This is a genomic window from Candidatus Symbiopectobacterium sp. NZEC135 (assembly GCF_025962695.1).
Genome location: NZ_JAGFPF010000006.1, coordinates 108744 through 131272 on the forward strand (window position 1 = coordinate 108744; position 22529 = coordinate 131272).

General features: G+C 50.6%; 20 protein-coding genes. 6 read left to right on the top strand and 14 right to left on the bottom strand.

The features are described 5' to 3' along the window. Nucleotides 1–9: 9 nt before the first annotated feature. A complete protein-coding gene (locus J5224_RS05800) occupies nt 10–681 on the bottom strand; it encodes a CsgG/HfaB family protein (protein WP_264624452.1) in 672 nt (223 codons plus the stop codon). A gap of 644 nt (nt 682–1325) precedes the next feature. Between J5224_RS05800 and aegA the strand changes: the two genes are divergently transcribed. From aegA to J5224_RS05815, 3 genes are all read left to right on the top strand, one after another. After that, nucleotides 1326–3356 (top strand): formate-dependent uric acid utilization protein AegA, encoded by a 2031-nt coding sequence (aegA, locus tag J5224_RS05805; RefSeq protein ID WP_264624453.1) that lies wholly within the window; start codon nt 1326–1328, stop codon nt 3354–3356. Next, nucleotides 3353–3868 carry a 4Fe-4S binding protein gene (locus J5224_RS05810; RefSeq protein WP_264624454.1) on the top strand — a complete coding sequence of 172 codons (516 nt, stop codon included), beginning with the start codon at nt 3353–3355 and terminating at the stop codon, nt 3866–3868. Before aegA ends, J5224_RS05810 begins: the two co-directional genes overlap by 4 nt. A 155-nt stretch (nt 3869–4023) precedes the next feature. Beyond that, the gene (locus tag J5224_RS05815; RefSeq protein ID WP_264624455.1) at nt 4024–4752 is read left to right on the top strand and encodes a 4'-phosphopantetheinyl transferase family protein; all 729 of its coding nucleotides are present in this window, start codon (nt 4024–4026) and stop codon (nt 4750–4752) included. A 50-nt stretch (nt 4753–4802) separates the two neighbouring features. Here J5224_RS05815 and J5224_RS05820 read toward each other — a convergent pair whose 3' ends face one another. Continuing rightward, entirely contained in the window at nt 4803–6140 is a 1338-nt protein-coding gene (locus J5224_RS05820) for an NCS2 family permease (RefSeq protein WP_264624456.1), read from the bottom strand. Between the two features lie 320 nt (nt 6141–6460). On the opposite strand from J5224_RS05820, the gene yieH reads away from it, so the two are divergent. Then, complete coding sequence (gene yieH / locus J5224_RS05825; protein ID WP_264624457.1) at nt 6461–7126, top strand: 6-phosphogluconate phosphatase; 666 nt, start codon at nt 6461–6463, stop codon at nt 7124–7126. A 15-nt stretch (nt 7127–7141) separates the two neighbouring features. Here yieH and J5224_RS05830 read toward each other — a convergent pair whose 3' ends face one another. The 3 genes from J5224_RS05830 to J5224_RS05840 all read right to left on the bottom strand — a co-directional run bounded on the left by J5224_RS05830 (nt 7142) and on the right by J5224_RS05840 (nt 9604). Continuing rightward, entirely contained in the window at nt 7142–7879 is a 738-nt protein-coding gene (locus J5224_RS05830) for an amino acid ABC transporter permease (protein WP_264624458.1), read from the bottom strand. 2 nt (nt 7880–7881) lie between these two features. After that, nucleotides 7882–8634 carry an amino acid ABC transporter permease gene (locus J5224_RS05835; RefSeq protein ID WP_264624459.1) on the bottom strand — a complete coding sequence of 251 codons (753 nt, stop codon included), beginning with the start codon at nt 8632–8634 and terminating at the stop codon, nt 7882–7884. A 130-nt stretch (nt 8635–8764) separates the two neighbouring features. Next, a complete protein-coding gene (locus J5224_RS05840; protein ID WP_264624460.1) occupies nt 8765–9604 on the bottom strand; it encodes an ABC transporter substrate-binding protein in 840 nt (279 codons plus the stop codon). A gap of 434 nt (nt 9605–10038) precedes the next feature. On the opposite strand from J5224_RS05840, the gene J5224_RS05845 reads away from it, so the two are divergent. After that, the gene (locus J5224_RS05845; protein ID WP_264624461.1) at nt 10039–11241 is read left to right on the top strand and encodes an aspartyl protease family protein; all 1203 of its coding nucleotides are present in this window, start codon (nt 10039–10041) and stop codon (nt 11239–11241) included. A 68-nt stretch (nt 11242–11309) separates the two neighbouring features. On the opposite strand, the gene phoU is transcribed toward J5224_RS05845, so the two are convergent. From phoU to pstS, 5 genes are all read right to left on the bottom strand, one after another. Beyond that, entirely contained in the window at nt 11310–12044 is a 735-nt protein-coding gene (gene phoU / locus J5224_RS05850; RefSeq protein WP_264624462.1) for a phosphate signaling complex protein PhoU, read from the bottom strand. A gap of 14 nt (nt 12045–12058) precedes the next feature. Continuing rightward, a complete protein-coding gene (gene pstB, locus J5224_RS05855; protein WP_264624463.1) occupies nt 12059–12835 on the bottom strand; it encodes a phosphate ABC transporter ATP-binding protein PstB in 777 nt (258 codons plus the stop codon). A 51-nt stretch (nt 12836–12886) separates the two neighbouring features. Next, nucleotides 12887–13774 (bottom strand): phosphate ABC transporter permease PstA, encoded by an 888-nt coding sequence (gene pstA, locus J5224_RS05860; protein WP_264624464.1) that lies wholly within the window; start codon nt 13772–13774, stop codon nt 12887–12889. After that, complete coding sequence (pstC, locus tag J5224_RS05865) at nt 13774–14733, bottom strand: phosphate ABC transporter permease PstC (protein ID WP_264624465.1); 960 nt, start codon at nt 14731–14733, stop codon at nt 13774–13776. The genes pstA and pstC overlap by 1 nt, the downstream gene beginning before the upstream one ends. 122 nt (nt 14734–14855) lie before the next feature. Continuing rightward, a complete protein-coding gene (gene pstS, locus J5224_RS05870) occupies nt 14856–15899 on the bottom strand; it encodes a phosphate ABC transporter substrate-binding protein PstS (RefSeq protein ID WP_264624466.1) in 1044 nt (347 codons plus the stop codon). A 587-nt stretch (nt 15900–16486) separates the two neighbouring features. On the opposite strand from pstS, the gene J5224_RS05875 reads away from it, so the two are divergent. Next, nucleotides 16487–16804, top strand: a complete 318-nt coding sequence (locus J5224_RS05875) for a hypothetical protein (RefSeq protein WP_264624467.1) — start codon at nt 16487–16489, stop codon at nt 16802–16804. On the opposite strand, the gene J5224_RS05880 is transcribed toward J5224_RS05875, so the two are convergent. From J5224_RS05880 to glmU, 4 genes are all read right to left on the bottom strand, one after another. After that, nucleotides 16782–17492: a response regulator transcription factor gene (locus J5224_RS05880; RefSeq protein WP_264624468.1), complete on the bottom strand. Its 711-nt coding sequence runs from the start codon at nt 17490–17492 to the stop codon at nt 16782–16784. The two genes, J5224_RS05875 and J5224_RS05880, sit on opposite strands and share 23 nt — an antisense overlap. Next, nucleotides 17482–18873: a sensor histidine kinase gene (locus J5224_RS05885; protein ID WP_264624497.1), complete on the bottom strand. Its 1392-nt coding sequence runs from the start codon at nt 18871–18873 to the stop codon at nt 17482–17484. Before J5224_RS05885 ends, J5224_RS05880 begins: the two co-directional genes overlap by 11 nt. 135 nt (nt 18874–19008) lie before the next feature. Continuing rightward, nucleotides 19009–20841: a glutamine--fructose-6-phosphate transaminase (isomerizing) gene (gene glmS / locus J5224_RS05890; RefSeq protein ID WP_264624469.1), complete on the bottom strand. Its 1833-nt coding sequence runs from the start codon at nt 20839–20841 to the stop codon at nt 19009–19011. Nucleotides 20842–21020: 179 nt separating this feature from the next. Next, entirely contained in the window at nt 21021–22394 is a 1374-nt protein-coding gene (glmU, locus tag J5224_RS05895; RefSeq protein ID WP_264624470.1) for a bifunctional UDP-N-acetylglucosamine diphosphorylase/glucosamine-1-phosphate N-acetyltransferase GlmU, read from the bottom strand. Nucleotides 22395–22529 lie beyond the last annotated feature (135 nt).

Below are 22529 nucleotides of genomic sequence, written 5' to 3' on the forward strand. Positions count from 1 at the left end.
CCTATGCTGTTAGTTACTTGGGCGCCATGCGCCGCTCTCAATACCTGACACCAGGTTGTTCACTGCTTCACGAATAGCAAGATCCAGCACTTTGCCATTCAGGGTAGAGTCGTAGCTTGCCGTGCCGCCAAAACCGATGATTTCACGGTTGGAGAGCGTGTATTCACCCGCACCTTGCACCGAGTACACGACTTCTGACGTTTGCACATTGACCACGTTCAACGTGGTTTTGGCGTAAGCAACCTGGGTTTTTCCGCGACCGAGGATGCCCCACAGTTGATGATCGCCCACCTCTTTGCGCCCAAACTCGGTCACATCACCCGTGATGACATAACTCGCACCTTTGAGTTTCTGCTGCTGGCCTTTGATACCCGCTTCAGCCTTGATCTCTTCCATGTTGGTACGATCCAACACGTTGAAGCGACCGGTCTGCTGAAGGTGGCTCACCAGAATGGTTTTTGATTGGTTGCCCAGACGGTCAACGCCATCAGAGAAAATACCGTTCATGTAGTTCGAGCGGTTTTCAAATTTTCCGACAGATATCGGGCTGCGAACGCCCTGATACGCCGTTTGGTAGGAGGTAACTTTAGGTGTCTCAACGCTGCGTGAAGACTCTGTTGCACATCCACTTAATAATGCCGCGGATACCAATAGAGAACCCAGGATGATTTTGTTTTTCATAGACCAATCCCTTATCAATCTTCTTTTGTGATCTTGATCGACCATTTCCGTGGAAATTATATAAATCGCTAATAAATTCATTATGTTAAATGTAATTTATTGGCACCATTACAATATGATGAATGTAAAGACCTGTCACTAGCTGTTTTTCTTAATTTTAATAACAAAAAACGCCAAAACCCTAACAACACCAAGGTTATCGTTTATTCTTTCGTCATTACCTGGCACATTATGCTGAATAATAGCGGTTGTCCTAAGTAAAACCTCGCGACGTAACCCACTGAGACAACACACTATTTTGTTTTCATTCTCAGCAATGCCGCTCTCCCTATTAACCCTCCATTTACATGTCCTACATCAAGATTACAGACTGAAGGAGCCAGTAGGATGAAAGACAGTAAATGGGGGGAAGTTGTATTTTTTCTTGTGTTTTCTCCTGCAAGTGCGAAACCCGTGCCAACCCCTTCCAAACCGCTTTCTGGGTGACCAGACAAAAAATCGAACGTTAACAATCAGAGAGTAACGCCTCGCCGATGATCTTTGCGCATCCGGCGTAGGAAAGGTACGCGGCAAATATGCTGCGGGACGTTTGTCGTCACCACTCTGGGTTCTTTTTTATCGGCTAGATGTGTCAGGGAGAGGTTATGAATCGCTTTGTTATTGCTAACGCTCAAGATTGCATGGGCTGTAAAGCCTGTGAAATCGCCTGTGTCATTTCACACAACGACAACCAGTATCCTGCGAGTGCGGATGCGTTTTTACCCCGCATCAAAGCCTTCAATACACCGGAACTGCGTTCTGCGGTAACCTGCCGCCATTGTGAAGATGCCCCTTGTGCCAGCGTATGTCCCACTCAGGCACTGGTGCGCAAAGACAACAGCATTCAACTGTTAAAAGACAAATGCATCGGTTGTAAAACCTGTGTGCTTGCCTGCCCGTTTGGGGCGATGTCAATGGTTGCAGAACCCACCAGCCCGGCCTCGCTTGCGCATAAATGTGACCTGTGTATCGGCCGCCCCGAAGGTCAGGCGTGCGTGGCGGCTTGCCCAACGCAAGCGCTCACGCTGGTGAGCGAACAGACGCTGGAGGCGAAGCGAAAAGCCAAGCAACAAGCCATGGCGCAGCGCTCTGCGACCACCTGGCAACGCGCCACGCCGGTCATGCCAACCAAAAGCGCCAATCCGCTTAAGCAGCGCCAAAACTGGCCGCGCGTTGAAGCGAAGAAAAAACCCATCGAACTACGCAAAACCACGTTTGACGAAATTTATCACGGTTTCTCCGCTGAACAGACGCAAGATCAGGCAAGCCGTTGCCTCTCCTGCGGCAACCATTCCATTTGTGAATGGACTTGCCCGTTGCACAACAGTATCCCGCACTGGATCAGTCTGGCGAAGCAGGGTCGCATACTGGAAGCGGTGGAGCTTTCACACCAAACCAGCAGTCTGCCGGAGATCTGCGGTCGCGTATGCCCGCAGGATCGCTTATGCGAAGGTGCCTGCACGCTGGGGAAAGAATTCGGCGCGGTTACCGTCGGCAATATCGAGCGTTACATCACCGACAGCGCCATGGCGATGGGTTGGAAACCAGATATGAGTGGCGTTACCCCCACCGGCAAGCGCGCGGCGATCATCGGTGCCGGACCCGCCGGTTTAGCCTGTGCGGACGTGCTGGCACGCAATGGCGTCGACGTTACCGTGTTCGATCGTCACCCAGAGATTGGTGGCCTGCTGACCTTTGGTATTCCGCCCTTCAAGTTGGACAAAAAAGTACTGACCCATCGCCGCCACCTGTTCAGCGAAATGGGTATTCACTTCCAACTCAATACCGAAATCGGGAAAGATATCGCGCTGTCGCAAATCATGGAGGAATACGAAACCCTGTTCCTCGGCGTCGGCACTTACCGTTCGATGAAAGCGGGTCTGGAAAATGAGGACGCGCCCGGCGTTTACGATGCCTTACCGTTCCTGATTGCCAACACCAAACGCGTTATGGGGTTACCCGATCTGGAAGAAGAACCCTATATCTCGATGGAAGGGAAGCGCGTGGTGGTGCTCGGCGGGGGTGACACGGCCATGGACTGCCTGCGAACCTCGTTGCGTCAGGGGGCGGCATCCGTAACCTGTGCCTATCGTCGCGATGAATCCAACATGCCGGGCTCGAAAAAAGAGGTGAAGAACTCACGCGAAGAAGGCGCGGAGTTCATGTTCAACGTTCAGCCGCAAAAGATTTGTCTGGATGAACAGGGCAACGTCTGCGGCATTAGCCTGGTCAGAACCGAGATGGGTGAGGCGGATGCCAGCGGTCGCCGTCGGCCCCGCGTGATCCCCGGTTCCGAGTTTGTACAACCCGCTGAAGCCGTCATCACGGCGTTTGGCTTCCAGCCGCACAGTATGCCGTGGCTCGAAGAAGCCAAGGTGAGACTGGATGACTGGGGTCACATTAATGCGCCAGCGCGCGGCAACGGCCGACGTCCATGCCAGACCAACCATCCACGCATTTTTGCCGGTGGCGATGCCGTGCGCGGTGCGGATTTAGTGGTCACCGCGATTGCCGATGGGCGCAAGGCTGCCATCAGCATGCTCGACCAGATGGGGTTACAAAGCACCATCGCTTCCTTACCGGCGGTCTCGCTGGCTTCTCAGTTCAACTCGTCGCGCGAGGAAACGCTTCCATGAATGCTTTTGTGATTGCCGATGCCAGTAAATGTATTGGCTGCCGCACCTGTGAAATTGCCTGTGCCGTCGCCCATGCGGGCGGCGCTGATACCACCATCAACAAAGCGCGTTTCTTCCCCCGCCTGAAAGTGATCAAGGGCGCACAGGTCAGCGTGCCGGTATTGTGCCGTCAATGTGAAAATGCTCCCTGCGCCAGCGTGTGTCCTCATGATGCGCTGGTGCGCCACCACGACAGCATTCAGGTCATTCAATCTCGCTGCATTGGCTGTAAAAGTTGCGTCATTGCTTGTCCTTTTGGTGCTATTGACGTTGTGATGACGTCACAAGAGGCTGCGGCAAAAAGCGAAGTGCACAAGTGCGATCTCTGTGTCGATGTTGCCGCATCGCCTTCCTGCGTACGGGTGTGTCCGACATCCGCGCTGACATTGGTAAGCAACAGTGAACTGCAACAACGGAGTTTCAAAAAGCAACAACAGGCGGCACGTGATAACGCAGACATTCGTCTGTTATAAGTAAAATACGATGACGCCACGGCGTGCCTATCACTCAAACTTATGGGTGTTTTTACTTTTGTTCATATAATAGTCTGTTAATATGCATATAACTTGTATTTTATCGGGGTGAATCGGAGAACACTCATCCCTTGGTGACTATCACGGAGTGAAGCATGACCTGCCATTTTGTCAGGTGGACCGGCACGGAGGCATTACCCGATCTACAACGCTTGCCCGATGCTCTGATCGCCGCCGCGCAGGAGCTTCCTGTCTGGCGGCGTGAACGCTACTTAAAAAGCCGAGCACTGCTGGCCGAGATGATGTTCTATTTTTTCGGCTACCCGGTATTACCCGCAATAACGCTTTCGCCGGATGAACGGCCTCATTTTATCGACCCCCATCTTCCTGATTTCAGTCTGGCCTATGCAGGCAATACGCTGGCGATATTGCTGAGCGAAGAGGGAAAAGTGGGGATTGATATCGAGATTGTCCATCTGCGCCCCACCCATGTCGCATCGAGCCATACGCAAACGCCCGCAGAAACCGCCTGGATCAATGCCCAAAGCGATCCGCTAGAAGCCGCCACACAGCTCTGTACCCTTAGACAAGCCATCACCAAGATATCGGACCCTGAGTTCAGCCATGGTGATAACCTGCGGTTGCATCCCGCCTCCGGTCGATTACGTTCAAGCTACTTCCCCTCACTGGAAGCCATCAGTGATATCGATGGCTATCTGGCTTGGGCCTGCGCGCGCACGCCGACCATAAATCATTTAATGACCTGGCATTATCAGGGGAACGGCGTGATGCATAAAACCGGTGAGATAATCCAGCAACAGCGCCAATCGCGCAGTTACATCAAGCTCACCAGCCATGTCGCCGAGAAAGTCCCCTCGGCGTGATATAAAAAAGCCCCGCAAGCGGGGCTTTTTATCACTGACTGCACGTACGATTAATGTGCGTCGATAAAGATAAACTTCAGCAGGAACAGCGCCGCAACCACCACCACACAAGGGCTGATTTCACGCCAGCGTCCAGTCGCTGCTTTCATCACCACATAGGAAATAAAGCCCAGGGCAATCCCTTCAGTGATAGAGAAACTGAACGGCATCATCACCGCAGTAATAAACGCAGGCACCGCTTCGGTAAGGTCGTCCCATTTCACGCGCGCCAGGCTTGAGGTCATCAACACCCCAACATAAATCAGCGCCCCCGCTGCTGCATAAGCAGGCACCATACTGGCCAACGGAGAAAGGAAAATCACCAGCAGGAACAGAAGGCCGACCACAACCGCCGTCAACCCGGTACGTCCGCCAACCGATACACCGGAAGAGCTTTCGATATACGCTGTCACAGAAGAGGTACCAATAAAGGAACCGACAACTGAGCTAATGCTATCGACATAGAGCGCCTGCTTCATACGCGGGAATTTACCGCGCGCGTCGACTAACCCTGCTTTATCCGTCACACCAATCAGGGTGCCGGAGGAGTCGAACAGGTTGACCAACATAAAGGAAAAGATCACGCCGGAAAGCGCCAAATTCAGCGATCCCGCCAGATCGACCTGGCCAACAACGGAGGTGACGCTCGGCGGCATAGAAAACACGCCAGAAAATTTCACGTCACCCAGCAACAGGCCAATGACCGTGGTCACCACAATGGAAATCAGCACAGCGGCGTGAATGTTACGTGAGGCCAGTACCGCAATGATAAAGAACCCCAACGCGCCCAGCAGAACGCTGTGAGATGTCAGGTTACCGATGGTCACCAGCGTTTCCGGGTTAGCAACGATGATACCGGCGTTTTTCAGGCCCATCATGCCGATAAACAAACCGATACCGCTGGCAATTCCTAAACGCAAACTGATCGGGATGTTCGCAATCATCCAGTAGCGAATCTGGAAAATGGTCAGTATCAAAAAGCCGACTGCGCCCCAGAAGATAGCCCCCATCGCGACCTGCCAGGAAATCCCCATGGCACCGACGACGACGAACGCAAAAAAGGCATTCAGCCCCATGGCGGGAGCCAATGCAACTGGCAGGTTAGCCACTAGCCCCATCAAAATACTGCCAAATGCAGCAATCAGGCAGGTGGTCACAAACACCGCTTGGGTATCCATGCCCGCAACACCCAGAATCTGCGGGTTTACGAAAACGATGTACACCATGGTAAGAAAGGTCGTGAACCCAGCAATCGTTTCCGTACGCGCCGTAGTGCCATGTTGGCGCAGTTTGAATACGCGCTCCAATAAGCTTTGCTCTCCCGCAAGCTCAGGTTGTGATGTTTTCATTATCAACGTTCCAGATAAGGAATTATGGTCGGTGGGTATCCTATAACAAAAAGTACAGAGATTAACGCCATTGGCCGGTTTTTTTTCTTGCTATAAGCAGACGTTATCGCAACCGTTACCCTCAACGGCATCGGGTATCCTTTTTTCCGCAAAAACATGAGAAAAACAGCGAACAAGCCACAACGCGCCATCTTCAGAACAAAAAATGAAAACCAGGTGAAAAACAGGCTTTTATCGTGTTTACGCCCGGTAAAGCCAAAAGACTGACGCGGTGGGGTAAAGTAGTGGGCGAACCACACGCGTTACCAATAAGGAACCCCATGTCTTCGATTGATTGTGTTTTTTTCGATTGTGATGGCACGCTGGTCGACAGTGAAGTGATTTGTTGCCAGGCCTATGTGAATATTTTTATTCCGTATGGCTTACAGTTGTCGCTGGAGGAGGTCATCAAGACCTATAAAGGCGTCAAGCTCTACGACATTATCGATCGTGTGAGCGCACAACATGGCCTGACGGTGGTGCCTGAAACGCTGGAAAAACACTTCCGTGCAGAGATCGCCCGGCTGTTTGAGGAATCACTGCAACCCATTGACGGCATTCCAGAACTGCTTGCCGCGATTACCGTGCCAATGGGCGTGGTATCGAATGGCCCGGTCAGCAAAATGCACCACTCGCTCGGGTTAACCGGGCTGCGTGAATACTTCGCCGATCGCCTGTATAGCGGCTACGATTTGAAAAAATGGAAGCCCGATCCTGCCGTTATTTATCATGCCGCTCAGCAGATGCAGGTCAATCTGGAGAACTGCCTGTTGGTGGAAGATTCATTTTCAGGCGTGGAGGCGGGTATCGCCGCAGGCATTCCGGTGTACTACTACTGCGCCGATCCGCACAATCCGCCGATCGATCATCCACGGGTTACCACCTTCCACAACATGGGTGACTTACCGCAACTGTGGCGTGAAAAAGGCTGGAACATTACCGCCTGACAGCGGTAGGCCGCGCTAGGCTGGGCGCGGCCGCCAGCGCCACCAGAACCGCCGCTTTGGCGCATCAACCCGCGCATGCACCGCATAGCGCTGGCTGACGCGATGCGCCAACAGCTCCAGCGCCAGACAAATAACAAAGTAAACCAGCGCCACAAACAGAAACACTTCGGTGGGGTAGACCATACTGCGGTTGTTAACCTGCGTGGCCAGAAACGTCAATTCCCCCACGCCCACGATATACGCCAGCGAGGTATCCTTGATTAAGGAAATCCACTGGTTGATAAACGACGGAACCATCATGCGTAGCGCCTGGGGCAACACGATAAACCAGAGTACACGCCAGCGACTAAAACCCAACGACAGCCCGGCTTGCCACTGCCCCTGACTGATCGCAACAATCCCCGCCTTGACGCCATGCGCCAGATAGGCCGCGCCAATAAACGCCAGTGCGCACACCACGGTAGTAATTTCAGGAATATCAACGCCAAATACAATGGGCAGCAGGAAATAGGTCCAAAAAATCAACATGATCACCGGAATAGCGCGGAAAAAACCCAACACTAGCGCCAACAGCGCGCCCAGCCAGCCACGCGACATCGCCAGCGCCACGCCCAACACCGTGCCCAACATCGCAGAAGCGATACCGGCCAATGCGCTGATAACGAGCGTCAGTGCGGCCCCACCAAGTGGGCCATCAGGAAAGGTGCCCCACAGCAGATAGCTGAGGTTATCGCTGATAATCGTAAAATCCATGATCAGTACCCTCGCGCCAATTGACGTTGTTGCCGCCACATACCCCAGCCTTCGATCAGCGCAATGATCGCGATATACAGTACCGTCGCCACGCCGAACGCCTGAAAGGTCCGCAAGGTTTCCGTCTCAACCTGTCGCGATGCATAAGAGAGTTCGGCTACGCCAATCGCCATCGTCAGAGAGGAGTTCTTAATGATATTCATGTACTGCCCCAGCAACGGCGGCATAGCAATTTTCAGCGCCTGAGGCAGAACCACATAACGCATGGCTTGCCAGGGCGTCAGCCCCAATGCCAGCGAGGCGTGTTTTTGTCCGCGCGCGACACCGCCTATTCCCGCACGGATCTCTTCGGCGATAAACGCGCTGGAATAGAGTGTCAGGCCAATCAATCCGGCAAGAAACTCGAAAGAGGGCCAACTCAAAACCTGACCAGCAATGGTCACATCATGGGGTGAATTCAGCCATTGCAACAGTGCGCCCGGCAGCAACTGCGCCGCACCGAAATACCAGAAGAACAACTGCACCAGCAACGGCGTATTGCGAAACAAGGCGCTGTAAGCGATTACCGGCCAGCGCAAAAGGTTACGATGGCTATCTCTTGCGGCGGCTAGCACCATTCCCAGCAACGTTGATAGCACAACCACACATAACGAAAGCCACAGTGTCAGCAAAAACCCGTGCCACAACCATGACAGATAACGAGACGCCAGCAGCCCGTTTTCCAGAAAAGAAGCAACGTTTTCAATCAATGTCATACCCTGTTTGCGGTAGTAAAAACGCGTTGTTGCAGAAACGACAATGCCCTCTGTTCAACAGAGGGCAGAATGCGGTGTTACCTGAAACGTCGTGTAGCCTCACGTTGGCTCGTGTGAACGGATAATGGCATCAGGCTTTAGGCTGTTTATCCAACGGCGCAAAGGTGAAATCGCCACGTGGTTGAGCAGATTTTGTGGTCGGCCCAAACCAGCGATCGTAGGTCTGTTTCGCTTCACCGGTTTTTTCCAGTTGCAGCAGCGTTTCATCCACCTTTTGTGTCAGGCGATCTTCACCTTTAGGAACGCCCACCCCTTGGTATTCCTTAGTGATGCTAAACGGAGAGATCTCAAACTCGGCTTTTTGTGCATCTGGCACGTTGGCCAGTAAGCCCACCAGCTTGGCGTCATCCTGAGTAATGGCTTGTACGTTACCATTACGTAAGGCGGCGAACGCAAGCGGTGTGTCGTCATAGGAGATGACTTTTGCCGTCGGGTAGTGTTCACGCAGTGTGATCTCTTGCACGGTCCCCTTATCCGCACCGATACGCAACGCTTTAATGTCTTCCGGCGTTTTCAGCACGCCTTTACGGGCGATAAATTTCTGCCCGGTGGCAAAGTAGGGAATACTGAAATTGACCTGCTTGGCGCGCTCATCCGTAATGGTGAAATTGGCGGCAATCAGATCGACTTTCTGCGAGGTCAGCAAAGGAATACGGTTAGCCGGGTTGGTGGCACGCAGTTCAACTTTCACCCCCAACGCTTTGCCGATAGCGTTAGCGATATCCACATCATAACCCACCAGCTTTTTGGTTTGCGGATCGACAAAACCAAACGGCGGGTTGCTGTCAAACACTGCAATTTTAACGACGCCCGCTTTCTGAATATCATCCAGCTTGTCCGCCTGAGCGATACCGGAAACAGAAATCAAACTCGCCAATAACGTTAATGCAACAACTTGTTTTTTCACCATTTACCTTGTCACCCTTCTCTGTTTTGTTAGCCAGCACGCTAACAGCCCGCGCGACAATCAGGAAATAATAAAAATGGATAATATTATAATCTTATGTCACATAGCCGAGTTTAAGACTCAGGGAGGGCGTTTTAGCAAAGATAAAACCCAGGTAACCAAGGGTGAAACCGGACGATTCGTCCAGTCAGGAGGGATAACCTGTATGACAAACCGAAAGCGCCACCGGGCCAGTTAGTCTTTTTCATGTAACCACCGCAGCGGTGGACTCTGCTTTCAACCTTAAAAACACGCCATTGCGATATTACACATCGTTCAATCAAGGCGCGCTTTATTTTTAAAAATACGTCTAATTCTCGCAAACTAAAGTGCTGTTTATATGTTGTTTAAATTAATAACAATAGAATTTTCAAAAAACTCAGCATGCAGGAATAAAAATGCCTCTAAGCCACGAAAAAACAGCCAAAATAACATCAATATTACTTTTTTTATCAAGCGTGACAGGGTGTGATTATCTGGGGAATAGCCCGCGTGATTCGCAAAATAATAAAAAATCCGGGGCCGTTCTCGAAACAAGCATAGAAGATGACATTGTCATCCCCGTTGTGATAAACAATAAAAAATTAAACTTTCTCGTTGATACGGGTGCCAGCGTAACCTTTATTGATGAAACAATAGCGAACTCGATAACACGCCCTTTACTCCCATCAGAAATTCCACAAAATTATCGCCAGGAATTTTCAAACGTCGCAACGGTTTCTGGACGACTGGAAGGCCATCAATTCACTCTACTGAAACCAACCGCTTTCGTCATCGGCACAAAAGAGATCAATGACAGCGACATATGGGTTTCTCTCGATTTGTCACTGCTGGCGCAATCGATGGGGACAAAAATAGACGGCATCATCGGTATTGATACGTTTAGACGGTTCAATTGGAAAGTCGATAATGACAAAAAAAAGGTGATTATTTCTGACACGCTTCCCTCCGCATCGGATTATCAGGCGTGTACCGGCTATGATGACAGTTACAACCGGATGCCACAACTCTGGTTTAAATATAAAAATAATGATGTGGCCTTCCGCATGGATACCGGCGCCGATCACAGCTTCGTTTCCAATGAATTCATCAATTATGTCAAAGAAAATAAGCTATCGTTTGAATTATTGCCTAGCAATGAACCAACCGTCGAAGCGGGTGGTTTAACAAAAAGCACCCAATATATCTTACAGGATTTTATATTTAATGGGTTGCCGTTAAATAAAATGGAGCTTTCAGATAATCAGGAAGGGAAATTTCATGTCGGAATGGATTTCCTGTCTCGGTTTAAACGCTATACATTTATCCCTTCACGCATGATGTTTTGCTATGACGCTGACTCTATTGAAAAAAACAGCATTCCTCATGAAAGATCCATTGCGGTTCGCTATATGGATGGAAGCATTGAAGTGTTTTACAACAATAACGAAGAAATACAAAAGTATGGTTTAAAAAATGGCGATAAGATATTAACCATCAACAACACTACATATTCACCAGAAAAAATAAAAACGGTGAGAAAATTGTTACGTCAAGAGCCCAAGGGAACGTTGGCACTGACTATTCAGCGTGAAAATCAAGTCATGGATATTGTGCTCTGATACAACGCGCTGAACGCGATGCCTAGAACACTACTACGCCCCTAGCGGGGCGTAGTAACCAGTGAAAATCACTGAGGTGTGGGCCCGTTTTTCTCTTTTTCCAACAGTTTTTCCAGCGCATCACCACCAATATGGCGGAAATCCTGCCCTTTAACGAAGTAGAAAATAAACTCGCAGATGTTCTGACAACGATCGCCGATGCGTTCGATTGAGCGGGCGCAAAACAGCGCGGTCAATACGCTCGGAATAGTGCGTGAGTCTTCCATCATGTGCGTCATCAGTTGGCGCACAATGCCTTCATACTCTTTATCGACCTTTTTATCTTCGCGGTAGATACGGATAGCTTCATCCAGATCCATGCGCGCAAAGGCATCCAGTACGTCATGCAGCATTTCCACGGTATGGCGCCCCAATGACTCCAGGCTAACCAGCAACGGCTGATGCTGATGCGAATATTTTTCCAACGCGGTGCGACAGATTTTATCCGCCACATCACCGATACGCTCCAGCTCAGAAATGGTCTTGATGATGGCCATCACCAGACGCAAATCACTCGCCGTTGGCTGACGCTTGGCGATGATACGCACGCAGGCTTCATCGATGGTCACCTCCATCAAATTCACCTTGGCATCACCTTCAATCACGCGCTGGGCCAATTCCGCGTCACGGTTGTGCATTGCCGTAATGGCATCCGTCAGTTGCTGCTCAACCAAACCGCCCATGGTCATCACCTGGGTGCGAATGTGCTCAAGCTCAGCGTTAAACTGCCCGGAAATGTGTTTGTTCAGATTCAGATTGTCCATGATGCTTCCTGTAATCAACCATAGCGACCGGTAATGTAGTCTTCGGTCTGTTTCTGTTTGGGCGCGGTAAACAGGGTATCTGTATCGCTAAATTCGATCAGTTCGCCCAGGTACATAAATGCCGTATGATCCGAACAGCGTGCCGCCTGTTGCATGTTGTGGGTGACGATCACCACGGTATAATCTTTCTTCAACTCGGAAATCAGCTCTTCTATGCGACCCGTAGAAATAGGGTCCAGCGCCGAGCAAGGTTCATCAAGCAGCAATACATCAGGACGGATAGCGATACCGCGCGCAATGCACAAACGCTGCTGCTGACCACCCGAGAGACTGTATCCGCTCTGGTGCAGCTTATCTTTGGTTTCCTGCCACAATGCAGCTTTGGTCAATGCCCACTGCACGCGCTCATCCATATCAGCGCGAGAAAGCTTTTCGAACAATCGCACACCAAAGGCAATATTGTCATAAATCGACATCGGGAACGGGGTTGGCTTCTGGAACACCATGCCCACCTTGGCACGCAGCAACGCCACATCCTGCTTGTCGGTAAGAATATTGTTGCCATCCAGCAAAATATCCCCTTCCGCACGCTGCTCCGGATACAGTTGATACATTTTATTCAGCGTACGCAACAGCGTGGATTTGCCGCAGCCAGACGGGCCGATAAACGCGGTCACCTGATTGGTGGCAATATCCAGCGTAATGTCTTTCAGCGCATGGAATTTCCCGTAATAGAAATTCAGATTGCGCACCTGGATTTTGTAGTTGGATGTCTCGGTAGCCATACTCATTAAGACTTCTCTCTTTTAACTGGCACGTCATCCGACACGCCGTTGAATCCATTAATGTTTCTTTTTCGCGAACAAAATACGCGCCACAATATTCAGCAACAGCACGCACAGCGTAATCAGCAGCACCCCGGCCCAGGCCAGCTGTTGCCACTCGATAAACGGGCTCATGGCAAACTTAAAGATGGTCACCGGCAGGTTGGCAATGGGGTGCATCATGTCGGTGTTCCAGAACTGGTTGGACAGCGACGTAAACAGCAACGGTGCGGTTTCCCCGGCGATGCGGGCGATTGCCAGCAACACACCAGTGATAATGCCGGAAACAGAGGCTTTTAATGTGATGGCCGAAATCATTTTCCACTTCGGCGTTCCCAGCGCATAGGCCGCTTCACGCAGGCTATCGGGAACCAGTTTCAGCATGTTCTCCGTGGTACGAATCACGATAGGCACTTGCAGCAGCGCCAGCGCAATCACCCCCGCCCACCCCGAGAAGTGCTGCATCTTGGTCACGACAATCGAGTAAACAAACAGGCCAACCACAATCGAAGGTGCTGACAATAAGATATCGTTAATAAAGCGAGTTACTTCGGCAATAACGGATTTACGACCATATTCGGCCAGGTAGATACCCGCCATAATACCGAGCGGTGTACCTAACACGGTGGCCCAGAAAATCAGCAATCCGCTGCCGACAATGGCGTTAGCAAGCCCGCCGCCTGCGGTATTGGGCGGTGGCGTCATTTCGGTAAACAGCGCCAGCGACATGCCATCGATCCCTCTCACTACGGTGGAGAACAGGATCCACACCAGCCAGAACAGGCCAAACGCCATGGTGGTCATGGAGAGGCATAGCGCAATGCGGTTCTTCTGGCGACGCCAGGCCTGCATTTTCTGCCGGGTGCGCGCCAACGTGGCTTCTTGTTCCATTCCTAACGCCGCCATTAGCGTGCCCCCTCATTTTTTGCCAGACGCATAATCATCAACTTAGACAGCGCCAGCACGATAAAGGTAATCACAAACAGGATAAGGCCAAGCTGCATCAACGCCGCCGTGTGCAGGCCAGATTCCGCTTCGGCAAACTCGTTCGCCAGCGCGGACGTGATACTGTTGCCGGGCATAAACAGCGACAGGCTATCGAGCTGGTAGGTGTTACCGATGATAAAGGTCACCGCCATGGTTTCACCCAGCGCACGGCCCAACCCCAGCATGACGCCACCAATCACCCCGTTCTTGGTGTAAGGCAATACGATGCGCCAAATCACTTCCCAGGTAGTACAACCAATGCCGTAGGCTGACTCTTTCATCATTACCGGCGTTTGCTCAAACACGTCACGCATTACGGCAGCGATATAAGGAATGATCATGATGGCCAGAATCACACCGGCGGCCAGAATACCGATACCAAACGCCGGACCAGAGAACAGCGTGCCCAAAAAAGGAATGCCGGACAGGATGCTCCCGACCGGTTGCTGGAAGTATTTGGCGAACAACGGTGCGAAAATAAACAGGCCCCACATGCCGTAAACGATACTCGGAATGGCGGCCAATAATTCGATGGCAACGCCCAGCGGGCGTTTTAACCAATTCGGTGCCAGTTCGGTCAGGAACAAGGCAATACCGAAACTGATAGGAATAGCGATGATCAGGGCAATCAGCGAGGTCACGACGGTACCGTAAATCGGCACCAGCGCACCAAACTGCCCGGCAGGGGCATCCCACTCTTTAGTCCACAGAAACGCAAAGCCAAACTTTTGAATGCTCGGCCAGGATGCCACGATCAGCGATACGATGATGCCACCCAGCAGCAGCAGCGTCAGCAGCGCGGAGAATCTCACCAGTGCGCTAAAGATGACGTCGCCCAGCTTTCCGGGGGCTTTCATGGTTGGCTTATACTCAGCCATAGGGCTCTCTTCTTCAGTGTTAATCATTTGACAGGCAAAGGCGGACGGGCTTCCCGCCCATCCGCCATAACTTATGTCAGTGCCTTGTTAACCGCACAAGGGCTTGCATAGCGTTTCAATGCTTATTTAAACAGCGCGTTACCGCTGCTGTCTTTTACACTGGTTTTCCATGCGGCACGAATCTGCTCAACCACTTCGGTTGGCAGCGTAGCGTAATCCAGCGCTACCGCTTGCTCACCGCCTTTCTTGAACGCCCAGTCAAAGAACTTCAGCACTTCAGCGCCCTGCTCTGGTTTTTCTTGTTTCTGGTGAACCAGAATGAAGGTGGTAGAAGTGATTGGCCATGCGTCAGCACCGTGCTGGTTGGTCAGGTCCTGAGCAAAAGATTTGCTCCAGTCGACACCCTTAGCAGCGTTGCTGAATGATTGACCGGTCGGTTGAACGGCTTTACCGTCGGCAGAAATCAGCTTGGTGTAAGCCAGGTTGTTCTGCTTGGCATAAGCGTATTCAACATAACCGATTGAGCCTGGCAGACGCTGAACGAACGCGGCAATACCGTCGTTACCTTTACCGCCCAGACCGGTCGGCCAGTTAACCGTAGAACCCGCACCAATTTTCTCTTTCCATTCAGCGTTCACTTTCGCCAGATAGCTGGTGAACACGAAAGAGGTACCGGAACCGTCAGCGCGACGAACAACGGCGATATCCTGATCCGGCAGTTTAACGCCCGGGTTCAGTTTAGTGATGGCTGCGTCGTTCCATTTTTTGATTTTACCCAGGTAGATATCACCCAGCGTTTTACCATCCAGCGTCAGTTCGCCAGATTTGATGCCCGGAACGTTAACCGCCAATACCACACCACCGATGACGGTAGGGAACTGGAACAGGCCATCTTCAGCCAGCTTCTCATCAGCCAGTGGCGCATCAGATGCACCGAAATCAACGGTTTTTGCTTGAATCTGTTTAACGCCGCCAGAAGAACCAATACCTTGGTAGTTAACTTTATTGCCCGTTTCTTTCTGGTAAGAGTCTGCCCACTTGGCGTAGACCGGCGCTGGGAACGTAGCACCTGCACCGGTAAGGTTAACGGCAGCTGAGGCGTTGACCGCCGTCAGGGAGAAGGTTGCCATAACAAGACCGGCAATCGTGGTACGCATCAGTTTCATAATCCCTCCTGTGGGATTTTTTAAAGGTGTCGACCCAGATTCTTTATTGATCAGAGTGTAGTTCGCAGGAGGAAAAATAGGACAATTACATGACAGTAAAATGTATTGAATATGACAGTTTTATGACAAGGGAAAATTACAGAGAATAATTGATGTGATAACTGCTTACGCTAACGCAAAATTACGCCCTTTTCATATCAAAAAGGACTAAATCAAAAAACAAGCGCGACATCATACAGCACAAAACTTCAGACATAAGGCTATAAAATATATTATATTTCAAACAACTACAAAAAAAACAACGTCACAATTGGTCACTTTCCGTGTTTTTTGGTGGGTTGCAGCGTAAGTAACAGAATCATTACCATCCATTAGCAAGTAGACCCATGCAGAGGATGACAGTGATATCACCAGCGAAAAGCCATATCCAATAAAGGCTCGCTGGAAGCCCATTTCCCGTGTGCATATCAGAGATAACCAGAGCCTTACTTTTCAGCCAATCGAACATCTGTTCTGATCGTGAGAGACAAAGAGGGCGCTAACCTTGAAGGCACACCTGCCCTTACTCTTTTTTACTGGTGACGCCCATGATAAATTCAATTGATACTCATCAGGTAACATCCATTCTACAAAAAGCGCATCAGCACTGGGGATCAGGTCAGGTGGTTCAAGCAGAAGAATATTGCCAGCAGGTGTTAGCAATATTGCCAGAGCAGCCCGACGCCTTACGTCTACTTGGATTAATCGCCAATTTCTATGGTAGGCGCGATCAGGCTATTTATTTCTTGAGACTTGCGATTATTTCCCCCTACGCGCCAACAACTGACCTCGACAATCCGGATGAAATGTACCAACTGAACAGTCATCAGAATGAAGCTGAAATTACTCCCCTTCAGCGAGAATAATTTCACCAACAAAGCAATAGCCGACGGCATGGACAGTTCGGATCGGAATATCAACACCGATCTGAGAAGCGACTTTCGCACGTAATCGACGCACCAGTGAATCGAGTGAACGGCCACTGTAGTAGTCATCTCGCTGGTACAACCTCTCTAAAATCATCTTTCTTTGTACAGGTGTGCCAGGCTTATCAGCCAGTAACTCGAGAAACATCAACTCCTTTAGGCTGAGTAACACGAGTGCATCCTGATTACAGCTCAATTTCCATTGCGTTGAAAAGATAGTCCATTGTTTCTGCGCTTCACTTACTTCTGCGGTTGGCTTATCTATGCGCTGCGCGATACTGGTTATCACGGCTGACAGCTCACGGCAGTCCACCGGTTTAACCAGATAGATATCTGCACCAGAGCGATACCCCTTGAGTTTATCTTCTAAACTACTACGAGCAGTGAGAATGATAATGCCCATGTTAGTGTTCGCCCGTAAATATTCGGCAAGAACATAACCCACTTGATCGGGTAGACCGACATCTATCACCGCAACCTGAAAATGACATTTTGGTAAAGATTGATAAAACTCAGCAGCATTTTTAGCAGCAGTAATGGTCATATTATTTAGCGCTAACCACTCTACCAAGCTATCTCGCAAATCCTCATCATCTTCGACTAATAACACATTAATTTCAGATGCCATTGTTCTGGACCTCTTCATGATAACAAGGTAATGAGACTGTCGCTGAAGTGCCACCTTCAGGACGATTACTTAACTGTATGTAACCACCATGCTGACTAATAATACGCTGTACCAAGTATAAACCAATGCCGCTACCCGCAACAAAACCAGTGCGACTGCCTCTAAAATATTTACCATACACAAGATCCAGCTCCAGCTGGGGGATACCTGGCCCATTATCGCTAATGGTAAGCGTCACAGTGTCGTCGTTTTTTATCAGAAAAACCATTATGGTACCGTTTTTAGGCCCATATTTAATGGCATTATCAAATAAGTTCAGAATTGCTGTTTTTAGCAACTTCCGTTCGCCATAAACAGCGCATGTGTTGGTATATTCGAACGTAAACTGTGGCGCTCGATCGCTCCAAAAATCGCTCGCCTCGTCTATGACATGATAAATGAAATCATTCAGTGCTATAGGCTCATAATGTATATCATTTTTGTTGTCTGCATTCATATCCCGCATAAGGGCAGTTTCCGCCACTTCAACCAGACGTAATACCGCGCGGCGCATTTTCCCGAGATTTGAACCGTAAATATTACCCTGACTATTATCTTTATGATGCAATATATCCAAATTCGTTCGAATAACAGCCAGAGGTGTTCGGTATTCATGCGAGAACATATCCACAAATCGCGTTTGAGTTTCCAATGCCTCTTGTTTGGATTCCAACAACAGTAACAGTTGATGCTTAATGCGCTCAAAATACAGCAGGAGCAAAGAAGGAAAAAACAACAAAGTACCAACCAAAGGAATGAGGTAGACAACAACGGTATGCACTTGAGACATCATGACCAAACTAAATGGCATCGGTGTATAAAGTAAAAGAATGAGGCGCAGCAAATGTGCAACAATAAGCATAGCTAAGCCAATGATAGCCATGTTTCGAGCAAACCCAGATGGACTAAAACAGATACCATGAGTACGCCTGAGCAACGTTTTCAGGCACAAAGAAAAAACCAGAATCAGACTGCTACTACTGAAACAAGCTCGAACAATCAGCGTTGCGCCTTCTGCTATTAATAAAAAATAGAAACATGAAAACAGAAAAATAAGCAAATACCCTTTACGGGTTGCTTTCTGTTCAAAGAAAGATTCTAGCCCTACCCATACAACGACACAGCCCGCAAATAACGCAACATTCCCGAGTACTAACATCACACCCGGTGGACGAAATGCATTCGGTAATATGAGCGCCATACCCAGTGCGGTCAAAACACCTGACATGGCCCACAATCGAGTATAACGTTCAACGGGCGCGGCAAAATACACACCCACCATCGTTATAGATGTGCATAACTGTGCAATAGATAAGGCAATATTTGCTGTATTAGGATCCATAGGCACGGTTTTTTCAGCCTCATAGGCACTGATCTTTCCCTGAATACCACTGGAAACGGGTGGAGTTCAATCACCCCGGTATTTAACCTAGCAGCTGACCTAAAGCAAAAAGGGGGGAAATCCCCCCTTATGTCTTTATTCCACGGTAACGGACTTGGCCAGGTTACGCGGTTGGTCAACGTCAGTGCCTTTGATCAGGGCCACGTGGTAGGAGAGCAACTGCAACGGCACGGTGTAAAAGATCGGTGCAATCACGTCTTCCACATGCGGCAGCGGAATGATGCGCATGTTTTCGCTGCTGGTAAAGCCCGCTTCTTCGTCGGCAAACACATACAGCTCACCGCCGCGTGCGCGCACTTCTTCGATGTTGGATTTCAGTTTTTCCAACAGCTCATTGTTGGGCGCAACCACCACAACTGGCATATCCGCATCAATCAACGCCAGCGGGCCGTGCTTTAACTCACCCGCCGCATACGCTTCTGCATGGATGTAAGAGATCTCTTTGAGCTTCAGCGCCCCTTCCATTGCAATAGGGTACTGATCGCCGCGCCCCAGGAACAGCGCATGGTGCTTATCAGAGAAGCCTTCTGCCAGAGACTCAATCAGCTTGTCCTGCGACAGCATCTGCTCAATACGTGCAGGCAGCGCTTGCAGGCCGTGGACAATATCGTGCTCAATCTGGGCATCCATACCGCGCAGACGGCCAATACGCGCCACCAGCATCAGCAACACCGTTAACTGGGTGGTAAAGGCCTTGGTAGACGCCACACCAATTTCCGTACCGGCTTTGGTCATCAGCGCCAAATCGGATTCACGGACCAGCGATGATCCTGCCACGTTACAAATAGCCAGCGATCCCAGATACCCCAGTTCTTTGGACAAGCGCAGCGCTGCCAGCGTATCCGCTGTTTCACCGGACTGTGAGAGGGTGATCATCAGGCTATTGGCACGTACGGCCGGTTTGCGATAACGGAATTCAGAGGCGATTTCCACATCGCAGGGCACGCCCGCCAATGCTTCAAACCAGTAACGCGATACCATGCCTGAGTTGTAGGACGTGCCACAGGCAATAATCTGAATATGCTGCACTTTAGCCAGCAGCTCATCCGCTTTCGGGCCCAGTTCAGACAGATTTACCTCACCGTGGCTAAAACGCCCTTCCAGGGTGTTTTTTATCGCCAATGGCTGTTCGTAAATCTCTTTCTGCATGTAGTGACGGTAAGCGCCTTTGTCACCCGCGTCGTAATTAACTTTGGATTCAATCTCTTCGCGTTCAACCAGTTCGCCATCGCGGTTGAAAATGCGCACAGTGCGGCGCGTCACTTCAGCCACGTCGCCTTCTTCCAGGAACATAAAGCGGCGAGTCACTGGCAACAGAGCCAGTTGGTCAGACGCAAGGAAATTTTCACCGACACCGCGGCCAATCACCAGCGGGCTCCCAGAACGAGCTGCCACCAGCACGCTCGGATCGCGGCTGTCCATCACTACCATGCCGTAAGCGCCACGCAGTTGAGGGATAACGCGTTTTACCACGTCAACCAGCGCGCCACCGGTTTGTTGCTGTTCCCAGTGCACCAGGTGCGCAACCACTTCGGTATCGGTTTCAGAAACAAAGCGATAGCCACGCCCGATCAGCGTTTCACGCAGCGGTTCGTGGTTTTCGATAATGCCGTTGTGAACGATGATAATAGGGCCAGAAACGTGCGGGTGCGCATTCTCTTCTGACGGCTCACCGTGCGTTGCCCAACGGGTATGGGCAATGCCCGTACCGCCCGCCAGCGGATGCTCTTCCACCGCTTGCGCCAACATCTGTACCTTACCCAAGCGGCGCACGCGGGCAACGTGCCCCTCGGCGTCAACCACCGCCAGCCCCGCAGAGTCATAACCACGGTACTCAAGGCGGCGAAGCCCTTCTAACAGAATTTCAGAAATATCGCGTTGCGCAACTGCGCCTACAATTCCACACATGGATGTGTATTCCTATACGCGTGACATATTGTGTCACTTTCGACGTCTTAGACCTGATCGTGCCGGTTTTTCCGGCGTCCCCGAGCCTTGTAGAGAGTTGGGGATTATTATGTTTTGCACAGCGCTTTAGCCTAAAACACTGTGCAAAACCGCCTCCACGAATGGGGAGGCGATATCGCTTATTTCTTCTTAACCGGACGCGCCCAACCTGAAATATGGCGCTGTTTTACCCGGCTTATCACCAGCGCATTCTCTTCCACATCACGCGTTACCGTGGTGCCAGCACCGATGGTCACGCCACTGGCTATGGTCACAGGGGCCACCAGTTGACTGTCAGAACCGACAAACACCCGATCGCCAATCACGGTTTTGTGCTTGTTGGCGCCGTCATAGTTACAAGTAATGGTGCCAGCGCCAATATTCACATCATCGCCAATTTCCGCATCGCCAAGATAGGTTAAATGGCCCGCTTTGGAACCTTTGCCCAAGCGCGCCTTTTTCAGCTCAACAAAATTGCCAACGTGTGCGCCTTGTGCCAGCTCGGCCCCCGGCCGCAAACGCGCAAACGGCCCTACCGTACACTCAGCGTCCAGAACCGCATTTTCTAACACGGTGTAAGGGCTAAGAATGCAATCATCACCGATCACGCTGTCTTTAATGACACAGCCCGCACCAATCTCAACCCGATTCCCTAATGAGACCTGCCCTTCAATGATCACATTAGCATCAATACTCACATCACGTCCGTGTGTTAATGTCCCACGCAGATCAAAACGCGCGGGATCGAATAACATGACGCCCGCCAGCAGCAACTTATTGGCCTGTTCCCGCTGATAGATACGTTCCAGCGTCGCCAGTTGCAGGCGATTATTAACCCCTTCCACTTCGCTCAGGTTATCAGGATGTACAGCTTCAACACGGCGACCTTCGGAAGCAGCCATGGCAATAATGTCGGTGATGTAATACTCGCCTTGCGCGTTGTTATTGTTTAACCGGCTCAGCCAACGTTTCAGATCCTGACCGTTTGCGGCCAGAATGCCAGTGTTGATTTCATTAATCTGGCGCTGCTGTTCCGTCGCGTCCTTGTGCTCGACAATCCCGACGACTGATCCGTTATCATCGCGCACAATGCGACCATAACCGGTAGGGTCGTCCAGTTTCACCGTCAGAAGCGCAATGCCGCCCTGTGGCTTATCCGCCAACAAGCGCGCCAGCGTGGCGGGTGATATCAAAGGAACATCACCGTACAGCATCAGAATATCTTCATCATCAGCAAAAAATGGCGCGGCCTGCTGCATAGCATGCCCGGTGCCGAGTTGCTCCGCTTGCAGAACCCAATTCAAATCCGGGTTAGTTAACCTGTCTTTCAGTAAATCGCCACCGTGTCCGTAGACCAAATGCACCTGTTTGGCACCGGTTTCCATAGCCGCATCAATTACATGCTGAACCATCGGCTTACCAGCGAGCGGATGAAGTACTTTTGGAAGATCGGAATACATACGTGTTCCTTTGCCAGCGGCAAGGATAACCACGCTCATGACACTGTTAGACATGCACCACCCTGATGAAACGAATTGATAACCCACGGATTCAATTGAATGAAAGTAAACCCGTTATCGCCGCGGATTACTACATATTTTTCAACGAAAAATACCGCTGTGCCGCGCATGGCGAGGAAAAAGAAAGTG

Excerpts from the sequence above, each read along its gene's own strand:
- J5224_RS05800 (WP_264624452.1), bottom strand. The coding sequence starts at position 681 with ATGAAAAACAAAATCATCCTGGGTTCTCTATTGGTATCCGCGGCATTA.
- aegA (WP_264624453.1), top strand. The coding sequence starts at position 1,326 with ATGAATCGCTTTGTTATTGCTAACGCTCAAGATTGCATGGGCTGTAAA.
- J5224_RS05810 (WP_264624454.1), top strand. The coding sequence starts at position 3,353 with ATGAATGCTTTTGTGATTGCCGATGCCAGTAAATGTATTGGCTGCCGC.
- J5224_RS05815 (WP_264624455.1), top strand. The coding sequence starts at position 4,024 with ATGACCTGCCATTTTGTCAGGTGGACCGGCACGGAGGCATTACCCGAT.
- J5224_RS05820 (WP_264624456.1), bottom strand. The coding sequence starts at position 6,140 with ATGAAAACATCACAACCTGAGCTTGCGGGAGAGCAAAGCTTATTGGAG.
- yieH (WP_264624457.1), top strand. The coding sequence starts at position 6,461 with ATGTCTTCGATTGATTGTGTTTTTTTCGATTGTGATGGCACGCTGGTC.
- J5224_RS05830 (WP_264624458.1), bottom strand. The coding sequence starts at position 7,879 with ATGGATTTTACGATTATCAGCGATAACCTCAGCTATCTGCTGTGGGGC.
- J5224_RS05835 (WP_264624459.1), bottom strand. The coding sequence starts at position 8,634 with ATGACATTGATTGAAAACGTTGCTTCTTTTCTGGAAAACGGGCTGCTG.
- J5224_RS05840 (WP_264624460.1), bottom strand. The coding sequence starts at position 9,604 with ATGGTGAAAAAACAAGTTGTTGCATTAACGTTATTGGCGAGTTTGATT.
- J5224_RS05845 (WP_264624461.1), top strand. The coding sequence starts at position 10,039 with ATGCCTCTAAGCCACGAAAAAACAGCCAAAATAACATCAATATTACTT.
- phoU (WP_264624462.1), bottom strand. The coding sequence starts at position 12,044 with ATGGACAATCTGAATCTGAACAAACACATTTCCGGGCAGTTTAACGCT.
- pstB (WP_264624463.1), bottom strand. The coding sequence starts at position 12,835 with ATGAGTATGGCTACCGAGACATCCAACTACAAAATCCAGGTGCGCAAT.
- pstA (WP_264624464.1), bottom strand. The coding sequence starts at position 13,774 with ATGGCGGCGTTAGGAATGGAACAAGAAGCCACGTTGGCGCGCACCCGG.
- pstC (WP_264624465.1), bottom strand. The coding sequence starts at position 14,733 with ATGGCTGAGTATAAGCCAACCATGAAAGCCCCCGGAAAGCTGGGCGAC.
- pstS (WP_264624466.1), bottom strand. The coding sequence starts at position 15,899 with ATGAAACTGATGCGTACCACGATTGCCGGTCTTGTTATGGCAACCTTC.
- J5224_RS05875 (WP_264624467.1), top strand. The coding sequence starts at position 16,487 with ATGATAAATTCAATTGATACTCATCAGGTAACATCCATTCTACAAAAA.
- J5224_RS05880 (WP_264624468.1), bottom strand. The coding sequence starts at position 17,492 with ATGGCATCTGAAATTAATGTGTTATTAGTCGAAGATGATGAGGATTTG.
- J5224_RS05885 (WP_264624497.1), bottom strand. The coding sequence starts at position 18,873 with ATGGATCCTAATACAGCAAATATTGCCTTATCTATTGCACAGTTATGC.
- glmS (WP_264624469.1), bottom strand. The coding sequence starts at position 20,841 with ATGTGTGGAATTGTAGGCGCAGTTGCGCAACGCGATATTTCTGAAATT.
- glmU (WP_264624470.1), bottom strand. The coding sequence starts at position 22,394 with ATGTCTAACAGTGTCATGAGCGTGGTTATCCTTGCCGCTGGCAAAGGA.